Here is a 25,511-nt window from a genome sequence, read left to right as displayed (position 1 = left end):
TAATATTTTCAAAGAAATCTATAACATTATGTTTTATAAAAATATTTAGGATTTTCATTTTTAGAAATAGTGATATGTATCGTAATAATTTCGATTATTTATTTCTATACGATTCCTTATTTCCATAAACACATGGCGCAAGCTGAATCAACAAAAACCCAAAACCTATTTATTTCAAGTATATCTATGGCTAAAAATCATGCAGCAACATATCGTTCAAATGTCGTTATTTGCCCCAGTGAAAATGGTGAACAATGTCATAAATCTCAGTGGCATATTGGAATCATTATTTTTTTAGATAAGAACCAAAATAAACAAGTTGATGACAATGAAAAAATTATTCTGCATGAAAAAACCAACCTAAAATATGGCTCTTTAGATTGGCGCGGTACCCTTTCATCACCATCACTCACATTTATGACAAAACACAATGGCTTACCCATTGGTTCCAATGGCAGTTTTTTCTACTGCTCATTTCAAGACTTACCCAACAAGCGGTTTGTTTTGAGCAAAATGGGGCATATTCGAATAGAGACCACACAAAATTGTTAGAACTGATGCGTCTAAAGGATAAGTTGTTTTTCACTTTATTCGTCATCTTTTTTTTATATACTGCTTGAAGTTGGAAATATAAATTAGAACCTAAACGGAGAAACAACAATGACAGATATCGTAATTGTAAATGGCGCACGTACAGCTATGGGTGGTTTTCAAGGGAGCTTATCGTCAGTTACAGCACCTGAACTTGGTGCGGTAACTATTAAAGCTGCGATTGCTCGCTCAGGACTACAACCATCAGATATCGAAGAAGTTATTATGGGTTGTGTTCTTCCTGCGGGTTTAAAACAAGGCCCTGCTCGTCAAGCAATGCGTCAAGCAGGTATTCCTGATTCTACAGGCGCGGTAACAATCAACAAACTATGCGGTTCAGGTATGAAAGCCGTAATGCAAGCTGCTGATATGATTAAAGCAGGATCTGCCGAAATTATTGTTGCAGGTGGTATGGAGTCTATGACCAATGCACCTTATGTTTTACCTAAAGCGCGTGGTGGATTCCGCATGGGTCACGGTGAAATTAAAGATCACATGTTCTTAGATGGTTTAGAAGATGCTGAAACAGGTCGTTTGATGGGTTCATTTGCACAAGATATGGCAAATAGCCGTAACTACACGCGTGAACAAATGGATGATTTTGCTATTCGCTCACTTAAGCGTGCGCAAACAGCGATTACTGAAGGCTATTTTGCAGATGAAATTACGCCTGTAACCGTGTCTACACGTAAAGGCGATGTTGTTATCGATAAAGATGAACAACCGTTTAATGCCAATATTGAAAAGATTCCAACTTTACGCCCTGCTTTTGCGAAAGATGGAACAATTACAGCAGCCAATGCAAGTTCAATTTCAGATGGTGCTTCTGCGCTTGTTATAACGTCAGCTGATACCGCATCTGCTAAAGGATTAAAGCCTTTGGCAAAAGTAATCGCTTATGCTTCAAATTCTCAACATCCTTCTGAATTTACCATTGCCCCTGTTGGTGCAATTCAAAAAGTTTTAGATAAAACAGGTTGGAATGCACAAGATGTTGATCTTTGGGAAATTAATGAAGCATTTGCAATGGTCACCATGTGCCCAATTGATGATTTTAAATTAGATGCTGAAAAAGTAAATATTAACGGTGGTGCATGTGCCTTAGGTCACCCTGTTGGTTCTACAGGTTCACGTATTATTTTAACGCTTATTCATGCTTTAAAACGTACAGGCGGTAAGCGTGGTATTGCATCACTTTGTATTGGTGGTGGTGAAGCAACTGCTGTGGCGATTGAGTTGATTTAGGAACATCGATAAATAAATAAAAACCCGCACTTAGCGGGTTTTTATTAACTTTCGACTAATACTTCTAGACTTTCCAATGTAGGAGGGAAATAAAACCCTTGGTTTGGTTTTTTAAAAATCGTCGTAAATAAGAGGCGTGATAATTCACTTTCAGGTAACTGTTTTATTCGATTGTAAGGTTTCAGATCCCATTCTTCCGCAACAGCTTTCTCACCTTGATTTCGACATGAGGCAACTACCATATTCATGGCATGTTTTTTCGTATAATCACCCGATTGGTAAGCTCGTGTACTATTTGCCACTGCTCTAAAAATAATATTATAAATTTGCCCAACGGAAAAAACTTCAAGTAATTTATTAAAAGTTGCCGTAGTAATCTCCCCTATTACTGGACTATATCCAACATCATTCATCTGATGAGCAAAATAGCTTAGTACCTCATATAAAGCTAAATCTTGCCAAATTTTTAATAGCTCTTCTATAGATTCACAAACTTCTATTTCTGGATGCAATAATCTTTCAATAAGAAAACTATATTTATCCTCATATTCTATATTTAAGCGATATTTCACCTCATAAGTATAATAGCTGCTTGGAATCTGATCCTCATCAAATACAAAAGCGTCCACTTCTGAATCAATTGATGGAATAAGAATGCTTCTTGAAGTTAAATACCTAATCAGTTTTGTTGTTAATTCATTATCTGGAGTTAAAGGCAGCAAACTGTTTTTTATTGGCGTAATATATTTTCCATCTTCAGATAAACAATTCCGAACAATAACGCTAAGAAAGATTTTTTCTGTTGTTCCCAATTCACTTTCTTCGATTTTTTCATATCCGTCTGGATTATACTCTTTTGTAATAGCCTCTCTTTTAGATAACAAAACTCTTTTCTTTTGAGCCTCTGCTAGAATTCTTTTTTCATTTTCAGTTCTTACACAAGCATCACATTGGCAAGAATAACCATTAGGCTTGTGACTACATTGAACACATTGAGCTGTTTGTTCCTCTAATAAACCATAACTATAAGTTTTACTTTGAAGTTCAAAAACAACTTTTCCACCACAATGACTACAAAAGTCAGCATAAATTAACGGTAAAAGCTTTTTGAATTTGGATGGGATAGTATTTATTGAATAAAGTTGGAGAATTTCTTTTACTGTTTTATCACTTTTATAATCAGAAATTAAGGATAACAACTCCATTTCACTAAGATGGCTTAATTCATTTGAGAGATTATCTAAACACAAGTTTTCTATAGTTAATTCTTCTATACTACGAATCATATACATCTCCATTATTACAGAATTAGCATATAAAAAAAGCTGAACCCAAGTCCAGCTTTTTCAGTTACTTAATAAAATTAAGCGCCTGTTTGATAATTTGCTTTTTCAACCGCAGTTGATGCTTGGTACGGGTTAGTAAAATCACCTAAACCTCCTGCTGCTTCCTGAATATCTTTACCTTCTTTAATCACGAAAGTATCGAAACCAGAACGCTTCATGTAGTTCAGAACGTCTTTAAACACATCACCTGTTGCACGAAGTTCGCTTTGGTAGCCTTGACGACGCAGTAATGCAGCAAATGAATAACCACGACCATCATTAAAACCAGCAAACTCAATAAAGATTGCATCTAACTGATCTAGCGGGAATTCATTTGTTTCAGGTGAAGCATCAACGGTTAAGTACAATGCTTTTTTACCTGAAACGTTGGCAATTTGATCTAACTGTTCAACCGTTAAAACCACATCACCTTGCGGTAATACACCATCTTCACCAATCAATTGGTACGTATTGTCTGCAATCGTGCCATCTTTAGAGAGCACTTGAAGTGCGGTATTAAGCATATGCACGCTCCTTAAATGGTTGAATGCCAACACGACGATACGTTTCTACAAACTCTTCATTTTCTTGACGTAAATCAAGATAAGTATTCAGAATCTCTTCTACAACGTCAGGCACACGATCTGCAGCAAATGATGGTCCTAAAATGTCACCAATTGAAGCATCATGGTCGGCATTACCACCCAAAGTAATTTGGTAGAATTCTGCGCCTTTTTTATCTACGCCCAAAATACCAATATTACCAACGTGGTGATGACCACACGCATTCATACAACCTGAGATGTTTAGATCTAATTTACCTAAGTTGTAAATGGTATCTAAATCATCGAAACGGCGTGAAATTGCTTCTGAAATTGGAATAGATTTCGCATTTGCCAATGAACAGAAGTCACCACCTGGGCAGCAAATAATATCGGTAATAAAACCAATATGTGCACGTGCCAAGTTGTTTGCTTCAAGCGTTTGCCATACCGCAAATAAATCTTTTTGTGGAATATCGACCAATGAAATATTTTGTTCATGCGTCGTGCGAAGCTCACCAAATGTGTACTTATCTGCAAGATCTGCAATTAAGTTCATTTCTTCAGTGCTCATATCGCCTGGTGCAATACCCGCACGTTTCAGTGAAATCGTAACAATACGATAGCCTTTCACCTTGTGCGCATTGGTGTTGATATTAAACCATTGCTTGAATTTAGGATGTGCAGCAAACAATTCAGAGAAGTCTTCATCGTCATAATCTTGATAATCAAACGGAGTAAATTCTTCGTCTAATTTTTTCAAAATTTCAGGCTGAATTTTTAAAGTTTGAATTGTGTGTGCAAATTCAGCTTCAACTTTTTCTGCAAATACTTCAGGCGTTAAAGCTTTTACCAAAATTTTAATACGCGCTTTGTATTTGTTATCACGGCGACCATGTAAGTTATATACACGAAGAACCGCTTCTAAATAAGCAATTAAATCTTCACGTGGTAAGAATTCACGAATGAAACTACCAATAATTGGGGTACGACCTAAACCGCCACCCACTTTAATTTTGTAGCCAATTTCGCCTGCTTCATTACGAACAATGTAAACACCAATATCATGGAATGACGTTGCAGCACGATCCGTTTCTTCAAGTGCAGAAACTGCAATTTTGAACTTACGTGGCAAGAAAGCAAACTCAGGATGGAATGTAGACCACTGACGAATCAATTCACACGTAGGACGTGGATCTGCAATTTCACCTGCAACCACACCTGCATATTGGTCAGTTGTTGTATTACGAATACAGTTACCTGATGTTTGAATCGCATGCATTTGTACTGTTGCAAGCTCTGCCAACATTTCAGGCACATTTTCTAGCGCAGGCCAGTTAAACTGAATATTCTGACGTGTAGAAACGTGTGCATAGCCACGGTCATACTCTTTTGCCAATTGCGCAATTTTACGTAATTGTTTTGAGTTCATTAGACCGTAAGGCACAGCCACACGCAACATTGGCGCATAACGTTGTACGTATAATCCATTTTGTAAACGTAGCGGACGGTATTCATCTTCCGTTAATTTACCCGCTAAATAACGTTCCGTTTGGTCACGGAACTGTGCAACACGTTCGTTGATCAGTTGCTGATCAAAATCAGTATATAAATACATGGCGTACAGCTAGTAGTTTCTATTATATCGTCGCACAGCATAACGATATTTAATCTATCAACAAAATGCGTTTTTTACATATTTCATAGCGATTTTTTTGATAAGCATCTCTAAGAATCACTGATATAAAGCAATTAATCTATTTACCTGTCCTATTTACTGCAATTGAACTTTTTATAGATTGTTTAGCACTTTTTTGTATATAAAAACCTTCTGTTTATGAACCCTCTCTTTTATTTCTAAGATTATTCACATGAAGATGATTTGTTTTCCAAGATTTTTCTAAAACTTCTTTTTCTATACGACGTTGAATACGCTTAAGCTTCATTGGCGAAATCACGACTTCCGAATAGTTTTTTACATAATCAACCCAAGCTGCACCTTTAAATACATTGGATGGCATTTGAGTTTTAAACTCACAATCGGGCATAAAAACGATTGCTGAATGAATAAGGTTCAGATCAACAACATCTTCTAAAACCTGCTCCAAAACTTTTATATGTTTATAGTTTTGATGAATTGGGTTTTGAAATTTATAACTATTTTTAAATAATTTCTGCGTCCACATTTTTTGATGTTCACCACCAAAAATCCAGCCTTTATAGTTTTTAGTTTCAATGACAAATATTCCATAAGGACTTAAAAGAATATGATCTATTTGCGTTGTTCCCGAAAAATCATCAGGTAAAGTACAGTCATTTAAAAGAACGTAGTTTTCATTCAAATACAGTTTCGCATGCATTTGAACAGCAAACTCGCCCACTTTTCCTTTGATTTTTGGTTTTAAAATTTTAATTAAAGTAATGAATACCGAAAAACCAATTGCCATCCAAAGTAATGGCATAAGCGCAGAAATCAAAATATTCCCCAATATTTAATGATCAGTATTGGCGTTATATCATTTATTTAGATTCTAAACTCAACAAAATATTCTTATTTTCCAATCCACCTGCAAAGCCAACAAGCTTCCCATTTACACCAATCACCCGATGACATGGCGCAATAATTGAAATTGGGTTTTTCCCATTTGCAGCACCAACTGCTCGCACCGCTTTTACATTACCAATTGATTCTGCAATTTGCTTATAACTGCGCGTTTCTCCAAATGGAATTTGAAGTAGCGCATTCCACACAGATTTTTGAAATTCAGTTCCGTAAAAATCTAAAGCTAAATCAAATATTTTTCGCTGTCCTGAAAAATATTCCAATAATTGTTGTTCTGTTTTTTGCAAAATAGGATGTGAATAATCTTGTTTTAATTCTGCCAATTTCACACGATTTAATTTTTCATTTTCCCAAAGCACAGCAACCAAGGCTTGATCATGTGCAACTAATTTCAAATGACCAACTGGTGATTTCATTTTTTTAAAATAAAGTTGCATTGTTACTTCCTAGTGACTTCTCACATTATTCTTGGTTTAAGCCTGCTCTTTCGGCAAGTCTCAGTCTAGGAAAATTTAACATCGAGATGTAATAAATAATTTCCTATTTATTTTATAAAAAAATTCGCTAAAAGTTTCCTCTTAACGAATTTTTAGAAATATCTGTTTTAAAACTTATGAAGATGAAACTTTCATTAAAACTAAACCTGAAATAATCAATACTGCAGCAAGCATACGCATTGCTGTTGCAGGTTCACCTAAAATAAAGATACCGACAAGAAATGAACCAATTGCCCCAATTCCTGTCCAAATTGTATAAGCGGTACCTAAAGGAAGCGTTCGCATTGCATATGAAAGTAAGCCAAAACTTAAAATCATAAAAGCGATGGTAACAATTGTAGGCGTAACTTTGGTAAAACCATCTGAAAGCTTCATTGAGTAAGCCCAAACAATTTCAAAAAGTCCTGCTAATAATAATGTAATCCAAGCCATGTGCCTGTCTCCACAAATGTTGTAGATGTCAGGTCGTCCTGACTTGTCATACTTATTAGAAAATACGGTGATGATTTTCTGAATAAGGGGTCGTCCCTTTGAATGCTCTAAGTATAAATTATTGCTCAGTTTTATTAATCTTTATTTTACAATTTTTGACCATTTAACAACATTCGTTCTAATTCAAATGAAACGCCATACCATTTAATTAAACAGTATGGCGCATAAGCTTAAAAGTTAAACTGAATTCCAGCGCCATATAACCATTTCTTTTCAGAAGATGATTCATCTTGCCAATTCGTTTCTTTTACCCCTTTTTCATAACCGTACGAAACATCAATATATGGCATGATATTTTTGGTTATTTCATAACGTGTTTCCAATCCTAAAGTTAAGTTTGTTAAGCCTTTAGACTTGGCATATTTAGATTCATCACTCATGACAACTTCTGCATCTAAATAAGGTTTAAGAATCAACTTTTGCGTAATTAAAAAATCACGATCTGTTTCCAAACTCGCAAACACTTGTTGATCTTTACCCACGTACATATAAATGTCTGTATCAAAGAAATAAGGTGCTAAACCATTTAAACCAAATGCGGCATAAGTTTGATCTTTTTCCTCTACTTTTTCCGCATCGTGGATATATCGAATACCCGCTTGAATATCCCAAAAATCTGCCATTGCTCGGCTATACATGAATTTACCATCGTACTTGGTATCTTCAGACTCTGTTTTTTCAGCATTTAATTGAATAAACAGTTTATTTTCATCTGTACCAATACGGCTTTCCAATTGCGTTTGCCAAACACCTTGCCCCGCATCATCGTTCAACCATTTTGTCGTAAATTCACTTGATTGATAAATTTCTCCACCATGTTCTTGAAGATGATCTTCATGTGAAGGAGGTTCATGTTTTACCGTAGGCTGCATCAATGAATGGTCATGTTGTTGAGTAAGCATTTCATTTTCTGCCTGAGCAAAGATTTGCCCACTTGCCAATAAAATTGATATGCCTAAAACATGCTTGTTCACATTAATGATGTTCATATTGACCTCCCTCTGTTGTTGTACTCTGATGAAGATTCACAGGCTTTATTGTTGTTTTTGGCTTATTTGCTGCTGTTTTCGAATCTTCATCCACATTTGCTACAATTAATTTACTCATCATGCCTGCACTCATGTGATAAAGCAGGTGGCAATGAATTGCCCATTCGCCTAACTCATCAGCAGTTAATAAAGCGGTGATCGTTTTCCCAGGTGGTACGACAATTGTATGTTTATTAGGTAAATCAGATTTAGCTTGACCATTTTCCAATTGCATAAACATACCGTGTAGATGCATTGGATGCGCCATCATGCTGTCATTGACAAATTTCAACCGAATTCTTTCGCCATATTTCACTTTTAAAGGCTTGGCTTCATTGAACTTTTTACCGTTGATTGTCCAAATATAGCGTTCCATTGTTCCGCCCAAATGAATTTCTAATTCACGTGTCGCTTCACGTAAATCTTTTTGCGGTGTTAATGATTTTAAGTCGCTATATTGCAATGCTTTATCACCTTTTGGTGTAGATGCATTTGCCCAACCCTGTACAGTTTTGGCTTGATCATCAGATGACATATCCATTTTCTGATCGGACTTCATCTCATGTTTCATCTTCGAATGATCCATGTCGCCATCTTTCATTTGCATAGATGACATATCCATTTTCTGATTGGACTTCATCTCATGCTTCATCTTCGAATGATCCATGTCACCATCATTCATGTGCATAGATGACATATCCATTGCAGATGCATCATTTGATTGCATACCACACATAGAGCCATGCCCCATATCATCCATGGTTAATAATGCGCGTGGTCGTGTTTGCGGAATTTGTACTTTTTCAGGTACTTTAGCTTGCTCATTTTGAAGAGATGCAAGTGCAAAACCTGTACGATCAATCGATTCGGCTTGTAATTGATAATGGTCTTGTTTTGGCTGAACAATGACATCATAGGTTTCCGCAGTACCAATACGGAACTCATCTACATTGACAGGTTGAACAGGCTGACCATCTGCACTTACAACAGTCATTTTTAAATTTGGAATACGCACATCATAAAAAGACATTGCCGATGCATTAATAATCCTTAAACGTACTTTTTCATTTGGCTTAAACATGCCTGTCCAATTTTGTTCAGGCGTTTTGCCATTCACTAAAAATGTATAGCCTGTAACATCAGACAAATCTGTTTTGAGCATGCGCATTTGATTCCACATGGAACGATCTTGCCATGTGCTTTTTAAGCCATCCTTTTTAACTTGAGTCAAAATATCTTTTAATGTTTCACGCTTATTTTGATAAAAATCGGAAGATTTTTTTAAGTTCGCCATAATTTGCGCACTTGAAGACTCATGAAAATCTGACAGCATGACCACATAATCACGATCTACTTTTTCATGTTCAACCAATGGCTTTCTATTTTTAGGATAGATGACCAAAGAACCATATAAGCCATCTTGCTCTTGCCCTTTGGAATGTGCGTGATACCAATAAGTTCCATTCTGACGAACTTTAAATTTATAGGTGAAATCACCATTGGGTTTTATCGACTTAAACTGATTAAAACCAGGTACGCCATCCATTAAACCAGGCAATAATAAGCCATGCCAATGCACAGATGTATCTTGTTTTTTTAGATTATTATGCACATGAATAACAGCATCATCACCCTCTTCAAATTCTAAATTTGGTGCGGGGAATTGACCATTTACGGTAATACGCTTAACTGTTTTTCCTGTGATATTAACGGGCTGCTCATCTACAGTAAGGTGATATTCCTTTACCGCTGAAAAAGCAAAAGTTGATGATAACAAACCCACCACAATAACGAGGTGTTGAGGTAACTTAAAAGACATGACTTATCCTTGAATTTTGAAAAATAAAATTTCTAAAAATCAGGATTAAGCTTGTGGAGGGCGCAGAATATCTTGTTTAAAGTCGGAAGAATGAAATATTCCATAGACCGAATTAAATATATTTTTAGAATTAAACGTCGAAAGGCTTAATGTATTCGACTCTAAAAGATTCACACTACAAATCGAACTTTGACATTGGCCAATAGAGCAATCTTTACAAAGCTGATGTGAACTTTGGGTGTCTGAATCACTTACTGTGCTTTGTTCACAATGTACATTCGTAGTCTGCATATCATGTTGCATGACGTGTTTTTGAGATGCTTTAACCTGAGTCAAGCAATGTTCACTTGTATCACTTTTATGCATTGAACTATGTTCTTGCATAGTTTTCATTTGAATAGTTAAGTGATGAACATTTGTAGTTGCAGGCACGAAAGCAAAGGCAATACCTGTCCAACTCATAACCAAAGTTACAAGTAACACAAATGTAATGCTTTTACTTTTCATGAACTGCATGAGCATAGCCTTTGTAAATTAATCAGGTCTATTCACTGAATGTTGTTCCTCATTCGCGTTCGAGAATAACGGAGTGTTGTTTTATACACAATTTTTTAAATTTATAATTAACAATACAGCAACAATTTAAAAAATATCGATTAAAACAATAAAGCTATTTATTCGCCACTCAATTTTCAAACTAAAGATCAATAAACAAGCAACACAGAATAGTCTTTTAAAACTAAAAAAAAGGATTCAATTGAATCCTTTTTAGACATTTTTTGTATAAATCACAACCTATTGATGCACAAGTGTTTATAAAATAAACGAGTTATCCATATAGTTATAAACACAGATATCCATACAGTTATAAACAAAGTTATCCACAGCGTGCAGATAACTTATTCAAAATCGTCTTATACTTCTACAGAACCTACTTTTGCAAGTTCAGAACGCATTTCGTTAATTACAGCTTGATAATCTGGCTTACCAAAAATTGCCGAACCTGCAACAAACATATCTGCACCCGCTTCTGCAATTTCACGAATATTTGCAGGAGTCACACCACCATCCACTTCTAAGCGAATATCACGACCAGATGCATCAATAATTTTGCGTGCTTCGCGTAATTTTTCTAATGTCATTGGAATAAATTTCTGACCACCAAAACCAGGGTTAACGCTCATTAATAAAACTTGGTCTACTTTATCAAGTACATAATCTAAATAGTGTAATGGTGTTGCAGGATTAAATACTAAACCAGCTTTTGCTCCACCCGCTTTAATTAACTGTAATGAACGGTCAATATGATCTGAAGCTTCAGGATGGAAAGTAATAATATCTGCACCTGCATCTAAGAAATCACCAATCATACGATCTACAGGTGAAACCATTAAATGCACATCGATAGGTGCTTTAATGCCATATTTTTTTAATGCCTTACATACACCAGCACCAAAAGTCAGGTTAGGTACATAGTGATTATCCATAACATCAAAATGAACGACATCTGCACCCGCAGCAATCACATTTTCGACTTCTTCGCCTAAACGTGCAAAATCTGCAGATAAGATTGATGGCGCAATTAAATATGGCTTGGACATGTAAGGGAACCTTGCTGGTATTTGGATTGATCTATCTATTATAACAAATTGTCGCTTGCTTCGTGCCTTTGATTTCTTAGCTAGTCATGAATCATCAGCGTTCTATTTTTATCACAGAATGTTTCACAATGAGAATTGTTCTTGTTTATTTTTTTCTCTATTATGTTTTTATATTTAAGTTAAAAATAGGCAATAAAACATGAAAAGCATCTCAGATATTAAAACTGAACAGTCTGCAAAAATTGCCAAGCGCTTACTTAATCATTGGAAACACAAATTTGACGTTGCAAGCACAGAAACTAATTATGAAATTTTCATGCCCTCTGCAACTGTTTTGCTAATTCCTAAAACAGATCATCTTCATGTTGAAATTGACTTTAAAACAGATGATTTCGATCAAATTAAGTTGGAACAAGTGGTTGTTGATCATTTAGTGCGTATGGGGCAAGAAGAGCTCAATGCCGATTGGGCGCGTAGTTAATTTATATATTTATCATCAAAAATAATGAAAAAAGGGAAGCATTTACTTCCCTTTTTTGTTGCCTGATTTTGGTATTACCTACTATTGTTGATGCTTTAGTTCAAAGTCTTTCACAGCTTGAACACGTTCCTTCGTTGCAGGATGACTTTGTAAAAAGTCTAGTACAGGTGAGCCCTGAACGTCTTTTCCATCCTTAGATAAATCTTTTTTAGCACTATCTTCTAAACGCTGTAAAAAGTTTGCAAAATGAATGGTTGGGATATGATGCTTCCGCATAGTGTTTAAAGCATAATGATCGGCTTCAGACTCAAAATCACGTGAGTATTTAGCACCAATTAATGCAACAGGAACCGTTGTCACGAGGTCTGAACCATCTCCTGTTATTGCAATTAAAATCACACTAAAACCTAAGCTAGATAAAGTTTGTTGCAAACTATGTTTTTGAATTAAATGCCCTTGTTCATGTGCCAATACACCAATAATTTCTTCATCACTTTCAGAAAGCTTCACCAATTCATCTGTGATGATAATTGTATTATTTGGAATAGCTAAAGCATTCGCACCAATACTCTCACCTGCTCTAAAAATAATTTTAGCGGGTTTGCCTTCGGCAATAATGCTGTTATACCGATCTACAATTTGCCTTTGCCGAGAATTAGATAATTTTGTTTCACCTGTTGCAGATATAATATATTGCTCTGCTTCATCACCAATAGTTTTCAGTGTGTCTACTGGCAAATGCTTCGCAACATAATAAGATGCCATTGGAATACCCCATTTTACTGTTGCGAAAATGAGTGTTGCGACAAATACCATACTAAATAAAATTAAGCTGGGTGACTTCTCAAGCTTCCAAATAGAGTGATAATTTTTTTTTGCACTTAACTGAAACCATTCAGGCAATACATCTTGAAACTCTATTCGAGCATCATCTTTTAACTCTATAACAGGATGTATTTTTCCAAGCGCGCCAATTAATGTCATATCTGTGTATAAATATTGGCGCTCGAATTCAAGTTGATCGCCATAACGTACCAATACAGTATTTTCATCTACAGCATAAACCTGCGCATTATGTGGCTTGGAGCTAAAACCATCATAAAATACAACATCTACATTCGACGTTTTCATTACCGGCTTCCGTTATAGTGAAATATCAAAATCGAACACATCACTAATTTCTTCAGCAATGGCACTGTGATCTTCTTGAACACGATTAAGCATTGAATCTGGGTCATTTTTCAAGTTCAGACTAAGCGATTCAACTTGATATTTATAAAGACGAATAGCAGCCCAAGGTGACATAAACCCTATAGTGATAATTTTTAAGAACCAATTGCTCACGATAATCCACACGTAGTGCCATTGATTGCAATTGGTATTAAATTCACTGCGACTAAGAGTGATATTATTCCAAGTTACGATGAATATACGCGCAGAGATTAAAGGCCAAATCAGTAACAATCCAATGAGGTACATTACACCAAAAATAACGCTCATTTCCTCAGCACCAAGATTTGCCAATGAACCTGCAAAAAACCAAAGTACAAGGCCATAAACACCAATTAAAGCAATAAATGCTAAAACTGGATAATAGAAGGCCCTCATAAATGCAGACCATTCGGCACGTAATTTAAACTTTAATTGCCCTACATATAAATGGTCTAAGGTATATCGTTTAAACAACCAAATGGTTACAGGATAGAATAAGCCCAATGTAAAAATCGTTAGTAAAATAGATTTAAAGAAAACCCAATATATTTCTTTATTTGTACCTGAAAAATAGAATCGGCTATTACCAAATTTACTATTTCGTGCTTTAAAACGAAGAGTGGCACGAATCAGCCAAGGTACAACAAAATAAATAATCGCCAGTCCAATTAATGATACTTTCACTGAATAATTGGAAATCACACTAAAACCAATATAAAGGGCTAAAGCAATTAAGCGACCAATCAAAATTTTTCTTGGTATACCTGTAAAGTCGAAACGACGTTGAAAAAATTCAGTATTTCCATAAAAGTAGCGTAAACGACGCACTTTTGCCCATGGTGCATACAAACCTAGAGTAATAATCGTAAGTAAGATATTTACAATCCAGATACCAAAATACTCAGATGCATTGCCATGAAAATAAAAAGAATGAATTTTCTTCCAACTTTTCACTTCATGTTGTTCTAAAGGTGGAAGTTCTAGTGGAAATGGTGGTTCTGAAAAAGTTTGATGCATTAAATTGGTATCTGGTGTTTGCATGAAATATCCAGTTGTTTTTAGCCTTGTTATTAGAAAATAATCTAATGATATAGATCAAAAAAAATGCGTTAAATCTTATAAAAGATAAAACGCATTATCTATGAATCATAGAAAAGTTACCAATATGAGATTTGTAAGTTCTCTATGCTTGTAGCTGAAGCATGTGAAAATTCAAATGATCGGCAATGAAACTTTGGATGAAATAATAACCGTGATCATAGCCTTCATGTTCTCGTAAGGTGAGTTTCTGCCCAACCTTTTGGCAAGCTTGTTCAAATAAAGCAGGATGAAGCTGCGAATAAAACTGATCTTTTAAACCTTGATCAATGAGTATTTCTTTAAATATAGCGCCTTTGCTTTCCAATAATGCGGTTGCATCATGTTTTAACCATTCAGATTTATCATTGCCCAAATAATTAGAAAATGCTTTTTCACCCCAAGGGCCTTGGCTTGGTGCACAAATAGGTGCAAATGCAGAAACGGATTTAAATTTTTCTGGATATTTCAGTGCAAGTGTCAAAGCACCATGCCCACCCATACTATGACCGAAAATTCCAACTTTTCCATCTTCAACTAAAAATTCTTTTTGCACTAAATCATAGAGTTCTTCTGCGACAAAAGCTTCCATATTGAAATGTTCAGCCCAAGGCATTCGAGTTGCATTAATATAAAAACCAGCCCCCTGACCAATATCCCAATGATCACCTTGTTCAACATTTTCACCACGTGGCGAAGTATCCGGAGTAATTAAAATCAGTCCGAGTTGTGCCGCCAATTGTTGAGCATGAGCCTTAATTGCAAATGTTTCTTCTGTACAGGTTAAGCCTGCTAAATAAAATAATGCGGGACAAGCATCACCATCCAAAGCTTTTTTAGGAAGATAAATACCAAATTTACTTTCGCCTTTAAGGCTTTCAGAATTAATCTTATAAATGCGTTGTTCGCCATTAAAACATCTATTATTTTGGATTAATTCCATTACGCTTCCCCTTTTTTAATTAATGAATATTCAGTGGCTCTTCCACTTTTGTTACAGGTTTCACTGAATTCACTTGTGGAAATAAACGTTGTTCTAATTGTGGCAACATCAATTCCATATTCTTACCAATTGCCCATTGAGGTTCAGATGGCTCAAATCCTTGTGCCGTTTCCCACTTTGCAACTGTATCTTTTGCTTGATTAAATGCATCAAACATCGAATGTTGTTCACGCATTGCCTGATCAAAGAACGCGCGACCAAAATAAGTATAATCCGCTTCATTTGAACAACCGAAGGATGCTCGATCTGCAGCAGATGCAGTAATAATTAAAGTATTTTCATCTTGCAGTTCAGAAACAAAACTTCCTGAATAACATGCAGAAATAACAATTACGCGCCAACGGATTCCAGATTTATCTAAAGTATCTTTTAACCATTTTGGATCGACTTGTTTTAAGTCTAATGGTGCATTTTCTATTTCAAACTGATTTGGCAATCCGTGAGATGTCATATATAAAAATAGTACATCACTTTCACGATTCATCTGCTGTCCCATACGGCGCAGTGCCATTTCTATACTTGTTCTTGAGGCAACAGGAATAACATTTCTTGTCATTGGATTATTCACAAGAATCATCGAACGTGAAAAAGTACCAAAACGTGTATCAAATTGTTCCTTAATACGTTCTACTTCAGACATAAAGACGTCTTGATAACTTGCACCTGCCACACCTAAAAAATACCAATGTGATTGTGCAAATTCACCAAATTCTATACCTTCAAGCGCTTTATTCAGAATTTTGTTTTGTGTATAAAAAGCTTCTTCACTAAAAGATGGTGGAACATCTTCAACCTTCCAAATAGGCTGACTTTTTACCGACATTTGCCATACAACCAAAGTAAATAAGGTTGCTGCAATAATCAGTGCTCGTTCCCACCAAGGCCATTTTAATTCACGTGAAAAAACCCAAACCACAGCCAAACTTTGCCAAACAAACAGCACCATAAATAAGATCGGCAAATAGTCATATAATGCATATGGCAAAATATCGACCATGCCTAAATATTGAATAAGGCTTTGTAATAGTGCGATGTGTGTATCTAGAACCAACCAAAGTAAGGCAGGCACAAGCAGTAAGCGAGGGTTATTTACACGTTGAGATAAAAAGATACCTACTATAAGTGCAATGAATGGCCAAAGCGCATAACTGACTAACCCTTGAGGATTAAAGTCACCAATTTCACCCGCACTTAACCAACTAAATAAGGTATTTGCTGCACCACCTAATATGCCCCAAAAAATGAGCTGAAAAACGGATGGGCGCACAATTTGTAATGAGCGTCTTGAACCTAAGAATAACCATAACCCTGCAGTTTGATTGCTTTTTAGATCATGCCAAAAGTTTATGGAGGGTTTGAAATCAATCATAGGTTCAACGTGTAGTTATAGACCGTAATTTGAATAATAAGTTTATGCCTGATAATTTTTTTATCAATGACGTTTTTTCACTATATCTCAAATCTTTGCAGTTTTTTTGAGTAATTACCAAAATACTAAGCAAGATCATGTTGAAAATACGCATCGAAACGACAAGCATCACCTTGCCACTGATGATTTGGTTCTTGATTTGCTAAAAATACCGAAAGCCTTGGTCGTTTTACGACAACTCGTTTTGCAATTTTTTGTGCCAATTGAAGCAAATTATCGCCTAAATCCATTTCACCATCTTCAGGTAAAATTAAATGCAACAACTGCATTTGTTTCTTCACTTGTGCTTGTTTCTTTTCTGCTTGCTGATTTTGATCACGCTGTGGAAACATTGGATCTAAATAAACAACATCTACAACCTGATTCAGTTCAGCTTGTTTCTTCAAATAATCGGCAGAGTCTGAAAATACCAAATGAATACGACTTACAGCCTTACTTAAAAAAGCATCTTGCATGGCTATTCGGTGGGCATCATCAAGTAAAGTAAACAATATAGGATGGCGTTCAACTAAAGTAACCTCTGCACCTAACTGCGCCATAAGCAAACTATCGTGCCCAAGTCCTGCTGTTGCATCTACCAATTTAGGTTTTTCACCTAAGTTACATGCGCGAGCAATCATCTCAGATTTTAAAGATGCACGTTTTAAGCGACCTACTTCTGCTTTCCAATCGGGCTGCATTTTCATGCCGTTGGCACATAACCACAAACCTGAATCATCTACACATAAAGCTAGCTCTGGGTTTAAACGTAAAAATCGAGCGTTTAATTTTTCAATGAGCTCAATATTTACCGTTACTCCACGAGAAGAAAGCACAACAGCGTACTGTTGTGCTTCCTCTTGAAATTCTTGCTCAGCATATAAGCGAATTTCATTTACCATAATTTCCAGCCTGTAAATGCAAAGAGTAAGATCAACAGACCTGAGAAAATGCGATACCACGCAAAGACCATGAAATCTCGTTTAGCCACATAAGCCACTAAAACTCGAATCAGTACAAGTGCAGAGATAAACGAAACCAATAAACCTACCGCAAGCACAACCCAATCTTGATGAGTTTGAAATACATCATAACTTTGGTAAAGGTCTAATAGACCTGCCCCAACAATAACAGGGATACCCAAAAAGAATGAAAACTCTGTTGCAGCTTTTCGAGATACGCCCAAGAACATTGCACCAATAATAGTTGCGCCTGAACGTGACGTTCCTGGAATTAAAGATAAAACTTGAATTAAACCAATCCAAATTGCGTCTTTATAACTTAAATCTTCAACTTCTTTTGCACGAACCACAGGTGGATTTTTCTCAATCCACATAATAATGAAACCACCCACAATTAAGCCAATTGCGACGGCAACATCATTAAATAAAAGCGCTTTTACTGTCTGACCAAAAGTCAGCCCCACAAGCATAATTGGAATAGAAGCGAAGATTAAACCAAGACCTAAGCGACGACCTTTTTCTTCGCCTGTAATGAGCCCTGTTGCCGCTCCCCAAAGACGTGCCCAATATTCGTAAATAACAGCGGCGATTGCACCCATTTGAATAGCAATTACGAATACATCACTTTTTTCTTTGGTCCAGAAATTCATTAATTCTGATGCAAGAATTAAATGTCCTGTACTTGAAATAGGTAAAAATTCGGTAATCCCTTCTACAATACCCATGATCGCTGCTTTCAACAGCAGTAAAAGATCCATAGAAAATCCTAATTATTTGCCCTGTTCTGGGATTTTTTTCCAAGCGTCATCACGTAAATATACGGGTAATGCAAGTTCTGCATCTAACCATTTCTCGTGTTTCGCCAATTCGCGGGCAATAGTAGCAATATCTTCTGCTGTTGCACTTAAGCCTTTGTACTGTATTTGTTCTGCATTTACCAAGCCTGAACCTGAGCCTATAAGTTGATATTTCACAACATTTTGTGCTTTTTCATAGCTCAACAATTGCTCTTCATCTACAGCTTGCATAATGTTGTTTTCATCAAGCTTAAAACTTGCAATATAAACTTCATTCATACGTGCATCGAGAACAGCTGTTACTTCTATTAAACCTGCTTCACGATATGCATTTTGCGCTAAAGCTTGCAATGTCGATACAGGAATCACAGGAATGTCATTTGACCAAGCTAGAGCTTGAGTCACAGCGGCATTAATACGCACACCACTAAATGAACCCGGTCCACGACTAAAGGCAATTGCTGTTAGATCGGAAGTTTGAATTTCCGTTTGTGCAAAACCTTGCTCAATCATCGGTAAGATGGTTTGCGTTTGTGCTTTTGCTCTTGTATCTAATTGGAAAAATAGCGCTTGTGTTTCATCTACAATTGAAACGGAACACTGCTCATTGGCAGTTTCCAATGCCAGCAATTTCATGCAAGACCTTAAGAATAAATCTGATAAATATAGTGGCTATAATACTCCACTCATTCAAGCTTCGCGAGAGATTCTAAGCGATGATACTTAAAACTCGCTTAAATTTTAATGCGTCAGTAAATACTTAATTGAGTTAACTTAAAGGCTAACTTCTTCCAATTTCACAAATTTTTTAAAATGTTCTGCATAGTGCAAGGCACTTTTCTTCAACATTTTTTCGCCTGTTTCATCTAATGTTTTGACCACTTTCCCCGGTGACCCCATCACAACCGAATTATCTGGAATAATTTTACCTTCAGGAATCAAAGCATTTGCACCAATAATACAATTTTTACCAATCACGGCATTGTTTAATATCACAGCATTAATTCCAATTAAGCTGTTATCGCCAATCGTACAACCATGCAACATCGCCTGATGCCCTATCGTTACATAATGTCCAATATGCATTTCTATACCTGCATCGGTATGTAAAACTGCATTTTCTTGAACATTGGTAAAATCACCTATTTTAATTTTACTATTATCGCCACGAATGACTGCACCAAACCAAACGCTGACTTCTTTACCTAATTCAACTTGCCCCAATACCGTTGCATTATCTGCGACCCATCCATCCCATGGTAAATGTGTGGCTTGAGGTTGATGTCCTTGAAATTTGTACAACATGATTTCTTCCTGAAATGAGGTGCTTTATTTAAGATTAAAATTAGGCGAATTAAGTAAAAGTGGCCAATCTTTTTTATAATCTAAACCATTTTGAAACAGTGAAACCAGCATACGTGCAGTTAAACCCCAAACCACTTCATCTTCTACTTGCATGCTTGGAAAATATAATTTTTGTTCGGCATATTGAACTTCATAAGGAATGGTTGGCGCATCCATTAAACTTTTTAAAGATGCAAAAAAGATACGATCTATTTCAGTCGGTTGCGGTTGAAGCACAATATGTGGCGGAATTAATCCAACAATCGGTTTTACAGTTAATCCATTTTTTGACTTTTGCATTGGCAAATCGCCAATTAGCTGAACATCAAAAGGGTTTAACGCTGTTTCTTCTTGTGCTTCTCTTAAAGCAACCACAATGTTACTAGTATCTTGCGGATCACGTTTTCCACCAGGAAATGAAACTTCACCTGCATGGCTGTTCATCATAATTGAACGACGCGTTAATAAAACTTTCGGATCTGCCTCATTGGTAATCGCAATTAATACAGCTGCTTGAGCCTCTTTCGCTTTCGCTTCGAAGTTTAATTTTTGCTGTAATAATTGGGTCAATGAACCATAATCCATATTTTTATCCTTTTGTCTTTACATCATCATAGCTGAATTTCCGTTCAATGAAATAGAGATGATGCCAAAGTCCTAAAATTCAGTTATTCTGAAAGCACCTTTATCATTGATGATGAATATGAACTTCTGCGGCAATTGTGGACATAAAACAACTGAAAAAATCCCTTTAGGTGACCATCAGCTTCGTCGTGTTTGTACGCAATGTGGAACTATTCATTATGTTAATCCTAAAGTGATTTGTGGTGCACTTGCACTTTGGGAAAATAAAGTCCTGCTTTGTAGGCGTGCCATTGAACCACGTTATGGTTTATGGACTTTACCTGCAGGTTATATGGAATTGTTTGAAACTATGGAACAAGGTTCGGCACGTGAAACACGTGAAGAAGCCGAAGCTGAAATTGATATCGAACAGCTTTATTGCATGTATAACATTCCACGTATTGGACAAATTTACGTTTTATTTAAAGCCAATATTATTGATGGAAAATTTGGTGCAGGTGAAGAAACCATCGAATCTCGCCTATTTAGTGAAGATGAAATTCCCTGGGATGATCTTGCATTTCCGAGCGTAGAAAGAACACTTCGCCATTATTTTGAAGACAGAAAAACCAATACTTTTCCAAAGCATTTAGAAACTTTAGGTTCACGTTTAGACCATACAGGTTAAGCTTCAAACTTAATTCAGCATATTCAAGCTCATCTAATCGATGGGCTTTTCTTTTATTGCTATAAATCTAAACTCGATTCACATCGCTTTTGTCGTGTCTAGCTCTTGGTTTCATGTAAAATATGGGTGAAATTCAATGATGTGCTTTTGCTGTATATGATGAACTCTCCTACTTTTAAACAAGCTTTATCTCAACAAGATCTTTCTTATCAAAAGCTTCTAGAGTCTTTACAGCCATTTCATCATGTTGTTTTTCTAAATAATAACAACCAGCCTCTTATTGGGTTTTTAGCAGATCGGTATGTTCTTATACATGCAAAAAAAACTGATTTTTTTCAGCAAACAACATTCAACACATATGAAAAATCAAAATATTATCAGCAACTTCCAGAATTTTTAACATCATCATTAAATCCAAAAAATGAAATATTAACGATGGGTTTTGTTAGTTATGATTTTGCCGCAAATCAGCAAGTTCATGCCCAAATAAAAAATCAACCGAGTCTTTTTTTAGGACAATTTTCAAGTTATTTAAGCTATGAAAACCAAACTTGGTATTTCAATAGTGACCATATTGATGCCCAATCTATCTTTCAACAAATTGAAAATTTAACTCAAAACCATCAAAGTTCAGAGACATTAGCACTAGCAGAAAAATGTAAAAGCCGTTGGTCGAAACAACAATATCAGCAAGCTTTTCAACATGTTCAAGACTATATTGTCGCAGGCGATTGCTATCAAATTAACTTAACGCAAGAATTTACCACCAAAGCAAAAGGTTCATTGCTTTCAACATCCGACCAATTTTGGACTTTGACCAATGCACCTTATGCTGGTTATTTACGTGTCGAATCATTTGAAGTATTGAGCTGTTCACCTGAACTATTTATCGATTTTGAAACCAATAGAAAAATAGTAACTAAGCCCATTAAAGGCACAATGCCACGTTTTGAAGATGCTGTTTTAGATGAACAATCTAAAAATACTTTAAAAAACTCCGAAAAAGATCAGGCTGAAAATGTCATGATTGTGGATTTATTACGTAATGATTTAAGTGTTTATGCAGAAACAGGTTCAGTCAAAACGCCAAAATTATTCAATATTGAAAGCTTTAATCAAGTTCATCATATGGTCAGCGAAATTGAGGCAACATTAAAAGAAAATGTACAACCTTTTGATGTATTGATGTCTGCGCTGCCTGGTGGCTCAATTACAGGCGCACCCAAAATTCGTGCCATGCAAATTATTAACGAACTTGAACAAGGTGCTCGTGGCGCTTATTGCGGTTCAATGGGATATTTCAATTCGGATGGTACAGGTTCTTGGAACATTCTAATTCGTTCAATTCAAAAATATCAGGAAGATATTTCATTATGGGCAGGTGGTGGTATTACCATTGCCTCAAATTGCGATGCCGAATATCAAGAGTGTTTCGATAAAGTCGATGCCTTACTCAAGTTACTGAATACATTCTATAAACATCAATAAAAAAAGCGACTCATTTGAGTCGCTTTTTTTAATCCCTCCCAACCTCCCTTTTTTAAAGGGAGGAGTCCCCTCCTTTATCAAAAGAGGGTTAGTGTGGATTTATATTCTGTTCTATTCTGAATAGATTACAACAAAATATCGTTTTTCAATGTATCAACTAAACGTTGATTTTGCTCATCTGTACCAATCGTAATGCGCAAGAACTGATTGATACGAGGTTTATTAAAGTAACGCACGATAATGCCACGTTCACGTAATTCAGCAGCTAATTCACCTGCATCTTTACTTGGTAAAGATGCAAAAATAAAGTTAGCACTTGAAGGCAATACTTTAAAACCAATATCAGCCAATTGAGCCACAAGCTTTTCACGGCTCGCAATCACTTTTTGATTTTGCTCTTCGAAATACGCTTGATCTTCAAAAGATGCAACCGCAGCAGCAATCGCAAAACGATCAATCGGATATGAGTTAAAGCTATTTTTTACCGCCTCAAGCGCCGCAATTAAATGTGGTTGTGCAATCGCAAAACCTACACGTAAACCTGCTAATGAACGTGATTTAGATGTCGTTTGGCAAACCACTAAGTTCTCGTATTTTTCAACTAAACTCACCGCAGATTCCGCACCAAAATCGACATAAGCTTCATCAATGACAACCACTGAATTAGGGTTGGCTTGAAGTACTTCTTCAATTGCAGAAAGCCCCAATGCAATACTTGTTGGTGCATTCGGGTTGGTAATGATAATACCGCCATTTGGCTGTTTATAATCCTCAACGACAATTTCAAAATCATCATTTAACGGCAAAATTTTAGTTTTTGCAGAAAGACCAAAAAATTGACTATATACAGGATAAAAACTGTAGGTAATATCTGGATATAGAATTGGTTTATCTTGCACAAAAAAAGCTTTAAAAATATGTGCTAAAACTTCATCTGAACCATTACCAACAAATACATGTTCCACAGCAACATTTTGCTGTTTTGCAATAGCTTGTTTCAATGCTGAAGCATCAGGGTCTGGATATAAACGCAATACATCCGCATTATTTTCCAATACAGCTTGCACCGCAGCAACCACTTTTGGAGATGGTGGATACGGGTTTTCATTTGTATTGAGTTTTAATAAGTTTTGAATTTTTGGCTGTTCGCCCGGTGTGTACGGTTCTAATTCACGTACATCAGGACTCCAAAAACGCATTTGTTCAGAGCTAATATTCATTTTTCTATCTCAATATTCCCTCTCCTTCTAGGAGAGGGTTAGGGTGAGGTCAAAAACTCCCTCTCCTAACCTCTCCCACAGGGAGAGGAACAATTCATTTCTAAACTAACTTCATCTAGTTTTAGATTTTTCTCTAATCAAAAAATTTATCTAAAAGATGATCCAAACAAATTAATCTTGATAACGATAACGTGCAGAACGTGCATGCGCATCTAAGTTTTCTTGTTGTGCAAGAATATCTGCTGTTTTTGCTAAAGTTTTCACACCTTGTTCAGAGCACATGATTAAGCTTGAGCGCTTTTGGAAATCATATACACCCAACGGTGATGAGAAACGTGCTGTACCTGATGTTGGCAATACATGGTTTGGACCTGCACAGTAATCGCCAATGGCTTCAGGTGTATAACGTCCCATGAAGATTGCACCTGCATGGCGAATATCTTCAGACATTTCTTCAGCTTCATCTAAACACAACATTAAATGTTCAGGCGCAACTTGGTTAATCAGCTCTGCACCTTCTGCACGGTCTTTTACAAGAACCAATGCGCCACGATTGGCAATAGATGTACGTGCAATTTCAGCTTTTGGTAAAGCTTCTAGATGCTTTTCAATGGCTTGTTCTACATCATTTAAAAGTTGTTCATCTGGTGTAATGAAAACAGCTTGTGCAACGGTGTCATGCTCTGCTTGAGACAATAAATCCATCGCTAGCCATTCAGCATTATTTTTACCTTCTGCATAAACTAAAATTTCAGAAGGACCTGCAATCATGTCAATGCCGACTTGACCGAACACTGCACGTTTTGCTGCCGCAACAAAACGGTTCCCCGGCCCTGTAATTTTATCTACAGCAGGAATCGTTTCTGTACCATATGCCAATGCAGCAACGGCTTGCGCACCACCAATAGTAAATACACGGTGTACGCCTGCTAAATGTGCTGCCGCCAATACCAATGGATTCAATTCACCATTTGGTGCAGGAACAACCATAATAATTTCGGACACGCCTGCAACATGTGCAGGAATTGCATTCATGAGCACTGAAGATGGATATGAAGCCAAACCACCCGGCACGTAAATACCCACACGATCAAGTGGTGTAACTTTTTGACCTAAGGTATTACCCAAAGCATCGACATAAGTCCAACCATCTTGCTTCTGTGCTTGGTGAAATTCACGTACACGGTGTGCAGCAAGTTCTAAAGCTTCACGAATTTCTGTGGTTAAGCCATCAAATGCAGTTTTTAACTCTTCTTGAGTGAGTTCTAATTCTGAAAATTGATGTGCTGGATGTCGATCGAATTGTTGAGTGAGTTTAAGTACATGTGCATCGCCATGTTGGCGTACATCTGCAATAATTTGGTCTACAGTTTTTAAAAGCTCTGGGTCACTCACAGTTTCAAAAGCTAACAAGTCTTTAAATACTTGCTTAAAGTTCGGCTCTTGAGTCGATAAACGTCGCATCAATTTACCCACACGGATAGTTAGGAAAGATTTAGTTTACCTTGTTTTATGTAATTTGTGGGTATGATTCAGCGCTTGAATGCTGAGTTTTATTGAAAAT

At 36.3% G+C, this 25,511-nt stretch carries 26 protein-coding genes; 5 read left to right on the top strand and 21 right to left on the bottom strand.

The window, feature by feature from the left end; translation table 11 throughout:
- The first annotated feature begins 132 nt into the window (after positions 1 to 132).
- Together GTK57_RS08860 and GTK57_RS08855 are read left to right on the top strand one after the other, a co-directional pair.
- Positions 133 to 552, top strand: a complete 420-nt coding sequence (locus GTK57_RS08860) for a GspH/FimT family pseudopilin (protein ID WP_163122789.1) — start codon at positions 133 to 135, stop codon at positions 550 to 552.
- A 108-nt stretch (positions 553 to 660) separates the two neighbouring features.
- Positions 661 to 1,836: a thiolase family protein gene (locus tag GTK57_RS08855; protein WP_163122786.1), complete on the top strand. Its 1,176-nt coding sequence runs from the start codon at positions 661 to 663 to the stop codon at positions 1,834 to 1,836.
- 44 nt (positions 1,837 to 1,880) lie between these two features.
- On the opposite strand, the gene GTK57_RS08850 is transcribed toward GTK57_RS08855, so the two are convergent.
- From GTK57_RS08850 to rpe, 10 genes are all read right to left on the bottom strand, one after another.
- Positions 1,881 to 3,122 carry a hypothetical protein gene (locus GTK57_RS08850; RefSeq protein ID WP_163122783.1) on the bottom strand — a complete coding sequence of 414 codons (1,242 nt, stop codon included), beginning with the start codon at positions 3,120 to 3,122 and terminating at the stop codon, positions 1,881 to 1,883.
- Between the two features lie 77 nt (positions 3,123 to 3,199).
- Positions 3,200 to 3,685: a DUF934 domain-containing protein gene (locus tag GTK57_RS08845; protein ID WP_163122779.1), complete on the bottom strand. Its 486-nt coding sequence runs from the start codon at positions 3,683 to 3,685 to the stop codon at positions 3,200 to 3,202.
- The gene (locus tag GTK57_RS08840) at positions 3,678 to 5,321 is read right to left on the bottom strand and encodes a nitrite/sulfite reductase (protein WP_163122776.1); all 1,644 of its coding nucleotides are present in this window, start codon (positions 5,319 to 5,321) and stop codon (positions 3,678 to 3,680) included. Before GTK57_RS08840 ends, GTK57_RS08845 begins: the two co-directional genes overlap by 8 nt.
- A 217-nt stretch (positions 5,322 to 5,538) precedes the next feature.
- A complete protein-coding gene (locus GTK57_RS08835) occupies positions 5,539 to 6,165 on the bottom strand; it encodes a nuclease-related domain-containing protein (protein WP_163124677.1) in 627 nt (208 codons plus the stop codon).
- Positions 6,166 to 6,223: 58 nt separating this feature from the next.
- Positions 6,224 to 6,703, bottom strand: coding sequence for a methylated-DNA--[protein]-cysteine S-methyltransferase (locus GTK57_RS08830; protein WP_163122773.1), 480 nt, complete (start codon positions 6,701 to 6,703; stop codon positions 6,224 to 6,226).
- 174 nt (positions 6,704 to 6,877) lie between these two features.
- Positions 6,878 to 7,195 carry a DMT family transporter gene (locus tag GTK57_RS08825; protein WP_152875007.1) on the bottom strand — a complete coding sequence of 106 codons (318 nt, stop codon included), beginning with the start codon at positions 7,193 to 7,195 and terminating at the stop codon, positions 6,878 to 6,880.
- Positions 7,196 to 7,425: 230 nt separating this feature from the next.
- Complete coding sequence (locus GTK57_RS08820; RefSeq protein ID WP_163122770.1) at positions 7,426 to 8,244, bottom strand: copper resistance protein B; 819 nt, start codon at positions 8,242 to 8,244, stop codon at positions 7,426 to 7,428.
- On the bottom strand, positions 8,231 to 10,102 hold the full coding sequence (locus tag GTK57_RS08815; protein ID WP_163122767.1) for a copper resistance system multicopper oxidase: 1,872 nt from the start codon (positions 10,100 to 10,102) through the stop codon (positions 8,231 to 8,233). Before GTK57_RS08815 ends, GTK57_RS08820 begins: the two co-directional genes overlap by 14 nt.
- Positions 10,103 to 10,147: 45 nt before the next feature.
- Complete coding sequence (locus GTK57_RS08810) at positions 10,148 to 10,618, bottom strand: hypothetical protein (RefSeq protein ID WP_163122764.1); 471 nt, start codon at positions 10,616 to 10,618, stop codon at positions 10,148 to 10,150.
- Positions 10,619 to 11,016: 398 nt separating this feature from the next.
- Entirely contained in the window at positions 11,017 to 11,703 is a 687-nt protein-coding gene (gene rpe, locus GTK57_RS08805) for a ribulose-phosphate 3-epimerase (protein WP_152875011.1), read from the bottom strand.
- Positions 11,704 to 11,902: 199 nt separating this feature from the next.
- Between rpe and GTK57_RS08800 the strand changes: the two genes are divergently transcribed.
- Positions 11,903 to 12,184, top strand: a complete 282-nt coding sequence (locus GTK57_RS08800) for a DUF2218 domain-containing protein (RefSeq protein ID WP_163122761.1) — start codon at positions 11,903 to 11,905, stop codon at positions 12,182 to 12,184.
- An 81-nt stretch (positions 12,185 to 12,265) separates the two neighbouring features.
- Here the strand turns inward: GTK57_RS08800 and GTK57_RS08795 are convergent, their stop codons facing one another.
- From GTK57_RS08795 to GTK57_RS08755, 9 genes are all read right to left on the bottom strand, one after another.
- A complete protein-coding gene (locus GTK57_RS08795; protein WP_163122758.1) occupies positions 12,266 to 13,315 on the bottom strand; it encodes a M48 family metallopeptidase in 1,050 nt (349 codons plus the stop codon).
- A 12-nt stretch (positions 13,316 to 13,327) separates the two neighbouring features.
- On the bottom strand, positions 13,328 to 14,413 hold the full coding sequence (locus GTK57_RS08790) for a YjgN family protein (RefSeq protein WP_407925931.1): 1,086 nt from the start codon (positions 14,411 to 14,413) through the stop codon (positions 13,328 to 13,330).
- Positions 14,414 to 14,579: 166 nt separating this feature from the next.
- Positions 14,580 to 15,416, bottom strand: a complete 837-nt coding sequence (gene fghA, locus GTK57_RS08785) for an S-formylglutathione hydrolase (RefSeq protein WP_163122752.1) — start codon at positions 15,414 to 15,416, stop codon at positions 14,580 to 14,582.
- A gap of 19 nt (positions 15,417 to 15,435) precedes the next feature.
- Positions 15,436 to 16,845, bottom strand: a complete 1,410-nt coding sequence (locus GTK57_RS08780; RefSeq protein ID WP_163122749.1) for a C13 family peptidase — start codon at positions 16,843 to 16,845, stop codon at positions 15,436 to 15,438.
- Between the two features lie 125 nt (positions 16,846 to 16,970).
- Positions 16,971 to 17,786, bottom strand: a complete 816-nt coding sequence (locus GTK57_RS08775) for a class I SAM-dependent methyltransferase (protein ID WP_163122746.1) — start codon at positions 17,784 to 17,786, stop codon at positions 16,971 to 16,973.
- The gene (locus tag GTK57_RS08770; protein WP_163122743.1) at positions 17,780 to 18,604 is read right to left on the bottom strand and encodes an undecaprenyl-diphosphate phosphatase; all 825 of its coding nucleotides are present in this window, start codon (positions 18,602 to 18,604) and stop codon (positions 17,780 to 17,782) included. The genes GTK57_RS08775 and GTK57_RS08770 overlap by 7 nt, the downstream gene beginning before the upstream one ends.
- A gap of 12 nt (positions 18,605 to 18,616) precedes the next feature.
- Positions 18,617 to 19,279 (bottom strand): tRNA (adenosine(37)-N6)-threonylcarbamoyltransferase complex dimerization subunit type 1 TsaB, encoded by a 663-nt coding sequence (tsaB, locus tag GTK57_RS08765; protein WP_163122740.1) that lies wholly within the window; start codon positions 19,277 to 19,279, stop codon positions 18,617 to 18,619.
- Between the two features lie 138 nt (positions 19,280 to 19,417).
- Entirely contained in the window at positions 19,418 to 19,948 is a 531-nt protein-coding gene (locus GTK57_RS08760) for a gamma carbonic anhydrase family protein (RefSeq protein WP_163122737.1), read from the bottom strand.
- A 24-nt stretch (positions 19,949 to 19,972) separates the two neighbouring features.
- Complete coding sequence (locus GTK57_RS08755; protein ID WP_163122734.1) at positions 19,973 to 20,572, bottom strand: CoA pyrophosphatase; 600 nt, start codon at positions 20,570 to 20,572, stop codon at positions 19,973 to 19,975.
- A gap of 118 nt (positions 20,573 to 20,690) precedes the next feature.
- On the opposite strand from GTK57_RS08755, the gene GTK57_RS08750 reads away from it, so the two are divergent.
- Positions 20,691 to 21,239, top strand: a complete 549-nt coding sequence (locus GTK57_RS08750) for an NUDIX hydrolase (RefSeq protein ID WP_163122731.1) — start codon at positions 20,691 to 20,693, stop codon at positions 21,237 to 21,239.
- 159 nt (positions 21,240 to 21,398) lie between these two features.
- The gene (locus GTK57_RS08745) at positions 21,399 to 22,727 is read left to right on the top strand and encodes an anthranilate synthase component I family protein (protein WP_163122728.1); all 1,329 of its coding nucleotides are present in this window, start codon (positions 21,399 to 21,401) and stop codon (positions 22,725 to 22,727) included.
- A gap of 125 nt (positions 22,728 to 22,852) precedes the next feature.
- On the opposite strand, the gene hisC is transcribed toward GTK57_RS08745, so the two are convergent.
- Together hisC and hisD are read right to left on the bottom strand one after the other, a co-directional pair.
- Positions 22,853 to 23,947 carry a histidinol-phosphate transaminase gene (gene hisC, locus GTK57_RS08740; RefSeq protein WP_152875026.1) on the bottom strand — a complete coding sequence of 365 codons (1,095 nt, stop codon included), beginning with the start codon at positions 23,945 to 23,947 and terminating at the stop codon, positions 22,853 to 22,855.
- A 171-nt stretch (positions 23,948 to 24,118) separates the two neighbouring features.
- Complete coding sequence (gene hisD, locus GTK57_RS08735) at positions 24,119 to 25,423, bottom strand: histidinol dehydrogenase (protein ID WP_163122725.1); 1,305 nt, start codon at positions 25,421 to 25,423, stop codon at positions 24,119 to 24,121.
- Positions 25,424 to 25,511: the final 88 nt, after the last annotated feature.

The organism is Acinetobacter portensis, from assembly GCF_010646905.1.
Lineage (GTDB): Bacteria > Pseudomonadota > Gammaproteobacteria > Pseudomonadales > Moraxellaceae > Acinetobacter > Acinetobacter portensis.
Note: the sequence above shows the minus strand (reverse complement) of the source record. Positions and strands in the feature narration are given on the sequence as shown.

Coding starts and splice junctions, on each gene's coding strand:
- GTK57_RS08855 (WP_163122786.1), top strand. CDS start 661: ATGACAGATATCGTAATTGTAAATGGCGCACGTACAGCTATGGGTGGT.
- GTK57_RS08820 (WP_163122770.1), bottom strand. CDS start 8,244: ATGAACATCATTAATGTGAACAAGCATGTTTTAGGCATATCAATTTTA.
- GTK57_RS08745 (WP_163122728.1), top strand. CDS start 21,399: ATGAACTCTCCTACTTTTAAACAAGCTTTATCTCAACAAGATCTTTCT.
- hisC (WP_152875026.1), bottom strand. CDS start 23,947: ATGAATATTAGCTCTGAACAAATGCGTTTTTGGAGTCCTGATGTACGT.
- fghA (WP_163122752.1), bottom strand. CDS start 15,416: ATGGAATTAATCCAAAATAATAGATGTTTTAATGGCGAACAACGCATT.
- tsaB (WP_163122740.1), bottom strand. CDS start 19,279: ATGAAATTGCTGGCATTGGAAACTGCCAATGAGCAGTGTTCCGTTTCA.
- GTK57_RS08775 (WP_163122746.1), bottom strand. CDS start 17,786: ATGGTAAATGAAATTCGCTTATATGCTGAGCAAGAATTTCAAGAGGAA.
- GTK57_RS08860 (WP_163122789.1), top strand. CDS start 133: ATGGCGCAAGCTGAATCAACAAAAACCCAAAACCTATTTATTTCAAGT.
- GTK57_RS08760 (WP_163122737.1), bottom strand. CDS start 19,948: ATGTTGTACAAATTTCAAGGACATCAACCTCAAGCCACACATTTACCA.
- GTK57_RS08800 (WP_163122761.1), top strand. CDS start 11,903: ATGAAAAGCATCTCAGATATTAAAACTGAACAGTCTGCAAAAATTGCC.
- GTK57_RS08825 (WP_152875007.1), bottom strand. CDS start 7,195: ATGGCTTGGATTACATTATTATTAGCAGGACTTTTTGAAATTGTTTGG.
- GTK57_RS08790 (WP_407925931.1), bottom strand. CDS start 14,413: ATGCATCAAACTTTTTCAGAACCACCATTTCCACTAGAACTTCCACCT.
- GTK57_RS08810 (WP_163122764.1), bottom strand. CDS start 10,618: ATGCAGTTCATGAAAAGTAAAAGCATTACATTTGTGTTACTTGTAACT.
- GTK57_RS08850 (WP_163122783.1), bottom strand. CDS start 3,122: ATGATTCGTAGTATAGAAGAATTAACTATAGAAAACTTGTGTTTAGAT.
- GTK57_RS08750 (WP_163122731.1), top strand. CDS start 20,691: ATGAACTTCTGCGGCAATTGTGGACATAAAACAACTGAAAAAATCCCT.
- GTK57_RS08845 (WP_163122779.1), bottom strand. CDS start 3,685: ATGCTTAATACCGCACTTCAAGTGCTCTCTAAAGATGGCACGATTGCA.
- GTK57_RS08835 (WP_163124677.1), bottom strand. CDS start 6,165: ATGCCATTACTTTGGATGGCAATTGGTTTTTCGGTATTCATTACTTTA.
- GTK57_RS08830 (WP_163122773.1), bottom strand. CDS start 6,703: ATGCAACTTTATTTTAAAAAAATGAAATCACCAGTTGGTCATTTGAAA.
- GTK57_RS08780 (WP_163122749.1), bottom strand. CDS start 16,845: ATGATTGATTTCAAACCCTCCATAAACTTTTGGCATGATCTAAAAAGC.
- GTK57_RS08815 (WP_163122767.1), bottom strand. CDS start 10,102: ATGTCTTTTAAGTTACCTCAACACCTCGTTATTGTGGTGGGTTTGTTA.
- rpe (WP_152875011.1), bottom strand. CDS start 11,703: ATGTCCAAGCCATATTTAATTGCGCCATCAATCTTATCTGCAGATTTT.
- GTK57_RS08795 (WP_163122758.1), bottom strand. CDS start 13,315: ATGAAAACGTCGAATGTAGATGTTGTATTTTATGATGGTTTTAGCTCC.
- GTK57_RS08840 (WP_163122776.1), bottom strand. CDS start 5,321: ATGTATTTATATACTGATTTTGATCAGCAACTGATCAACGAACGTGTT.
- GTK57_RS08755 (WP_163122734.1), bottom strand. CDS start 20,572: ATGGATTATGGTTCATTGACCCAATTATTACAGCAAAAATTAAACTTC.
- GTK57_RS08770 (WP_163122743.1), bottom strand. CDS start 18,604: ATGGATCTTTTACTGCTGTTGAAAGCAGCGATCATGGGTATTGTAGAA.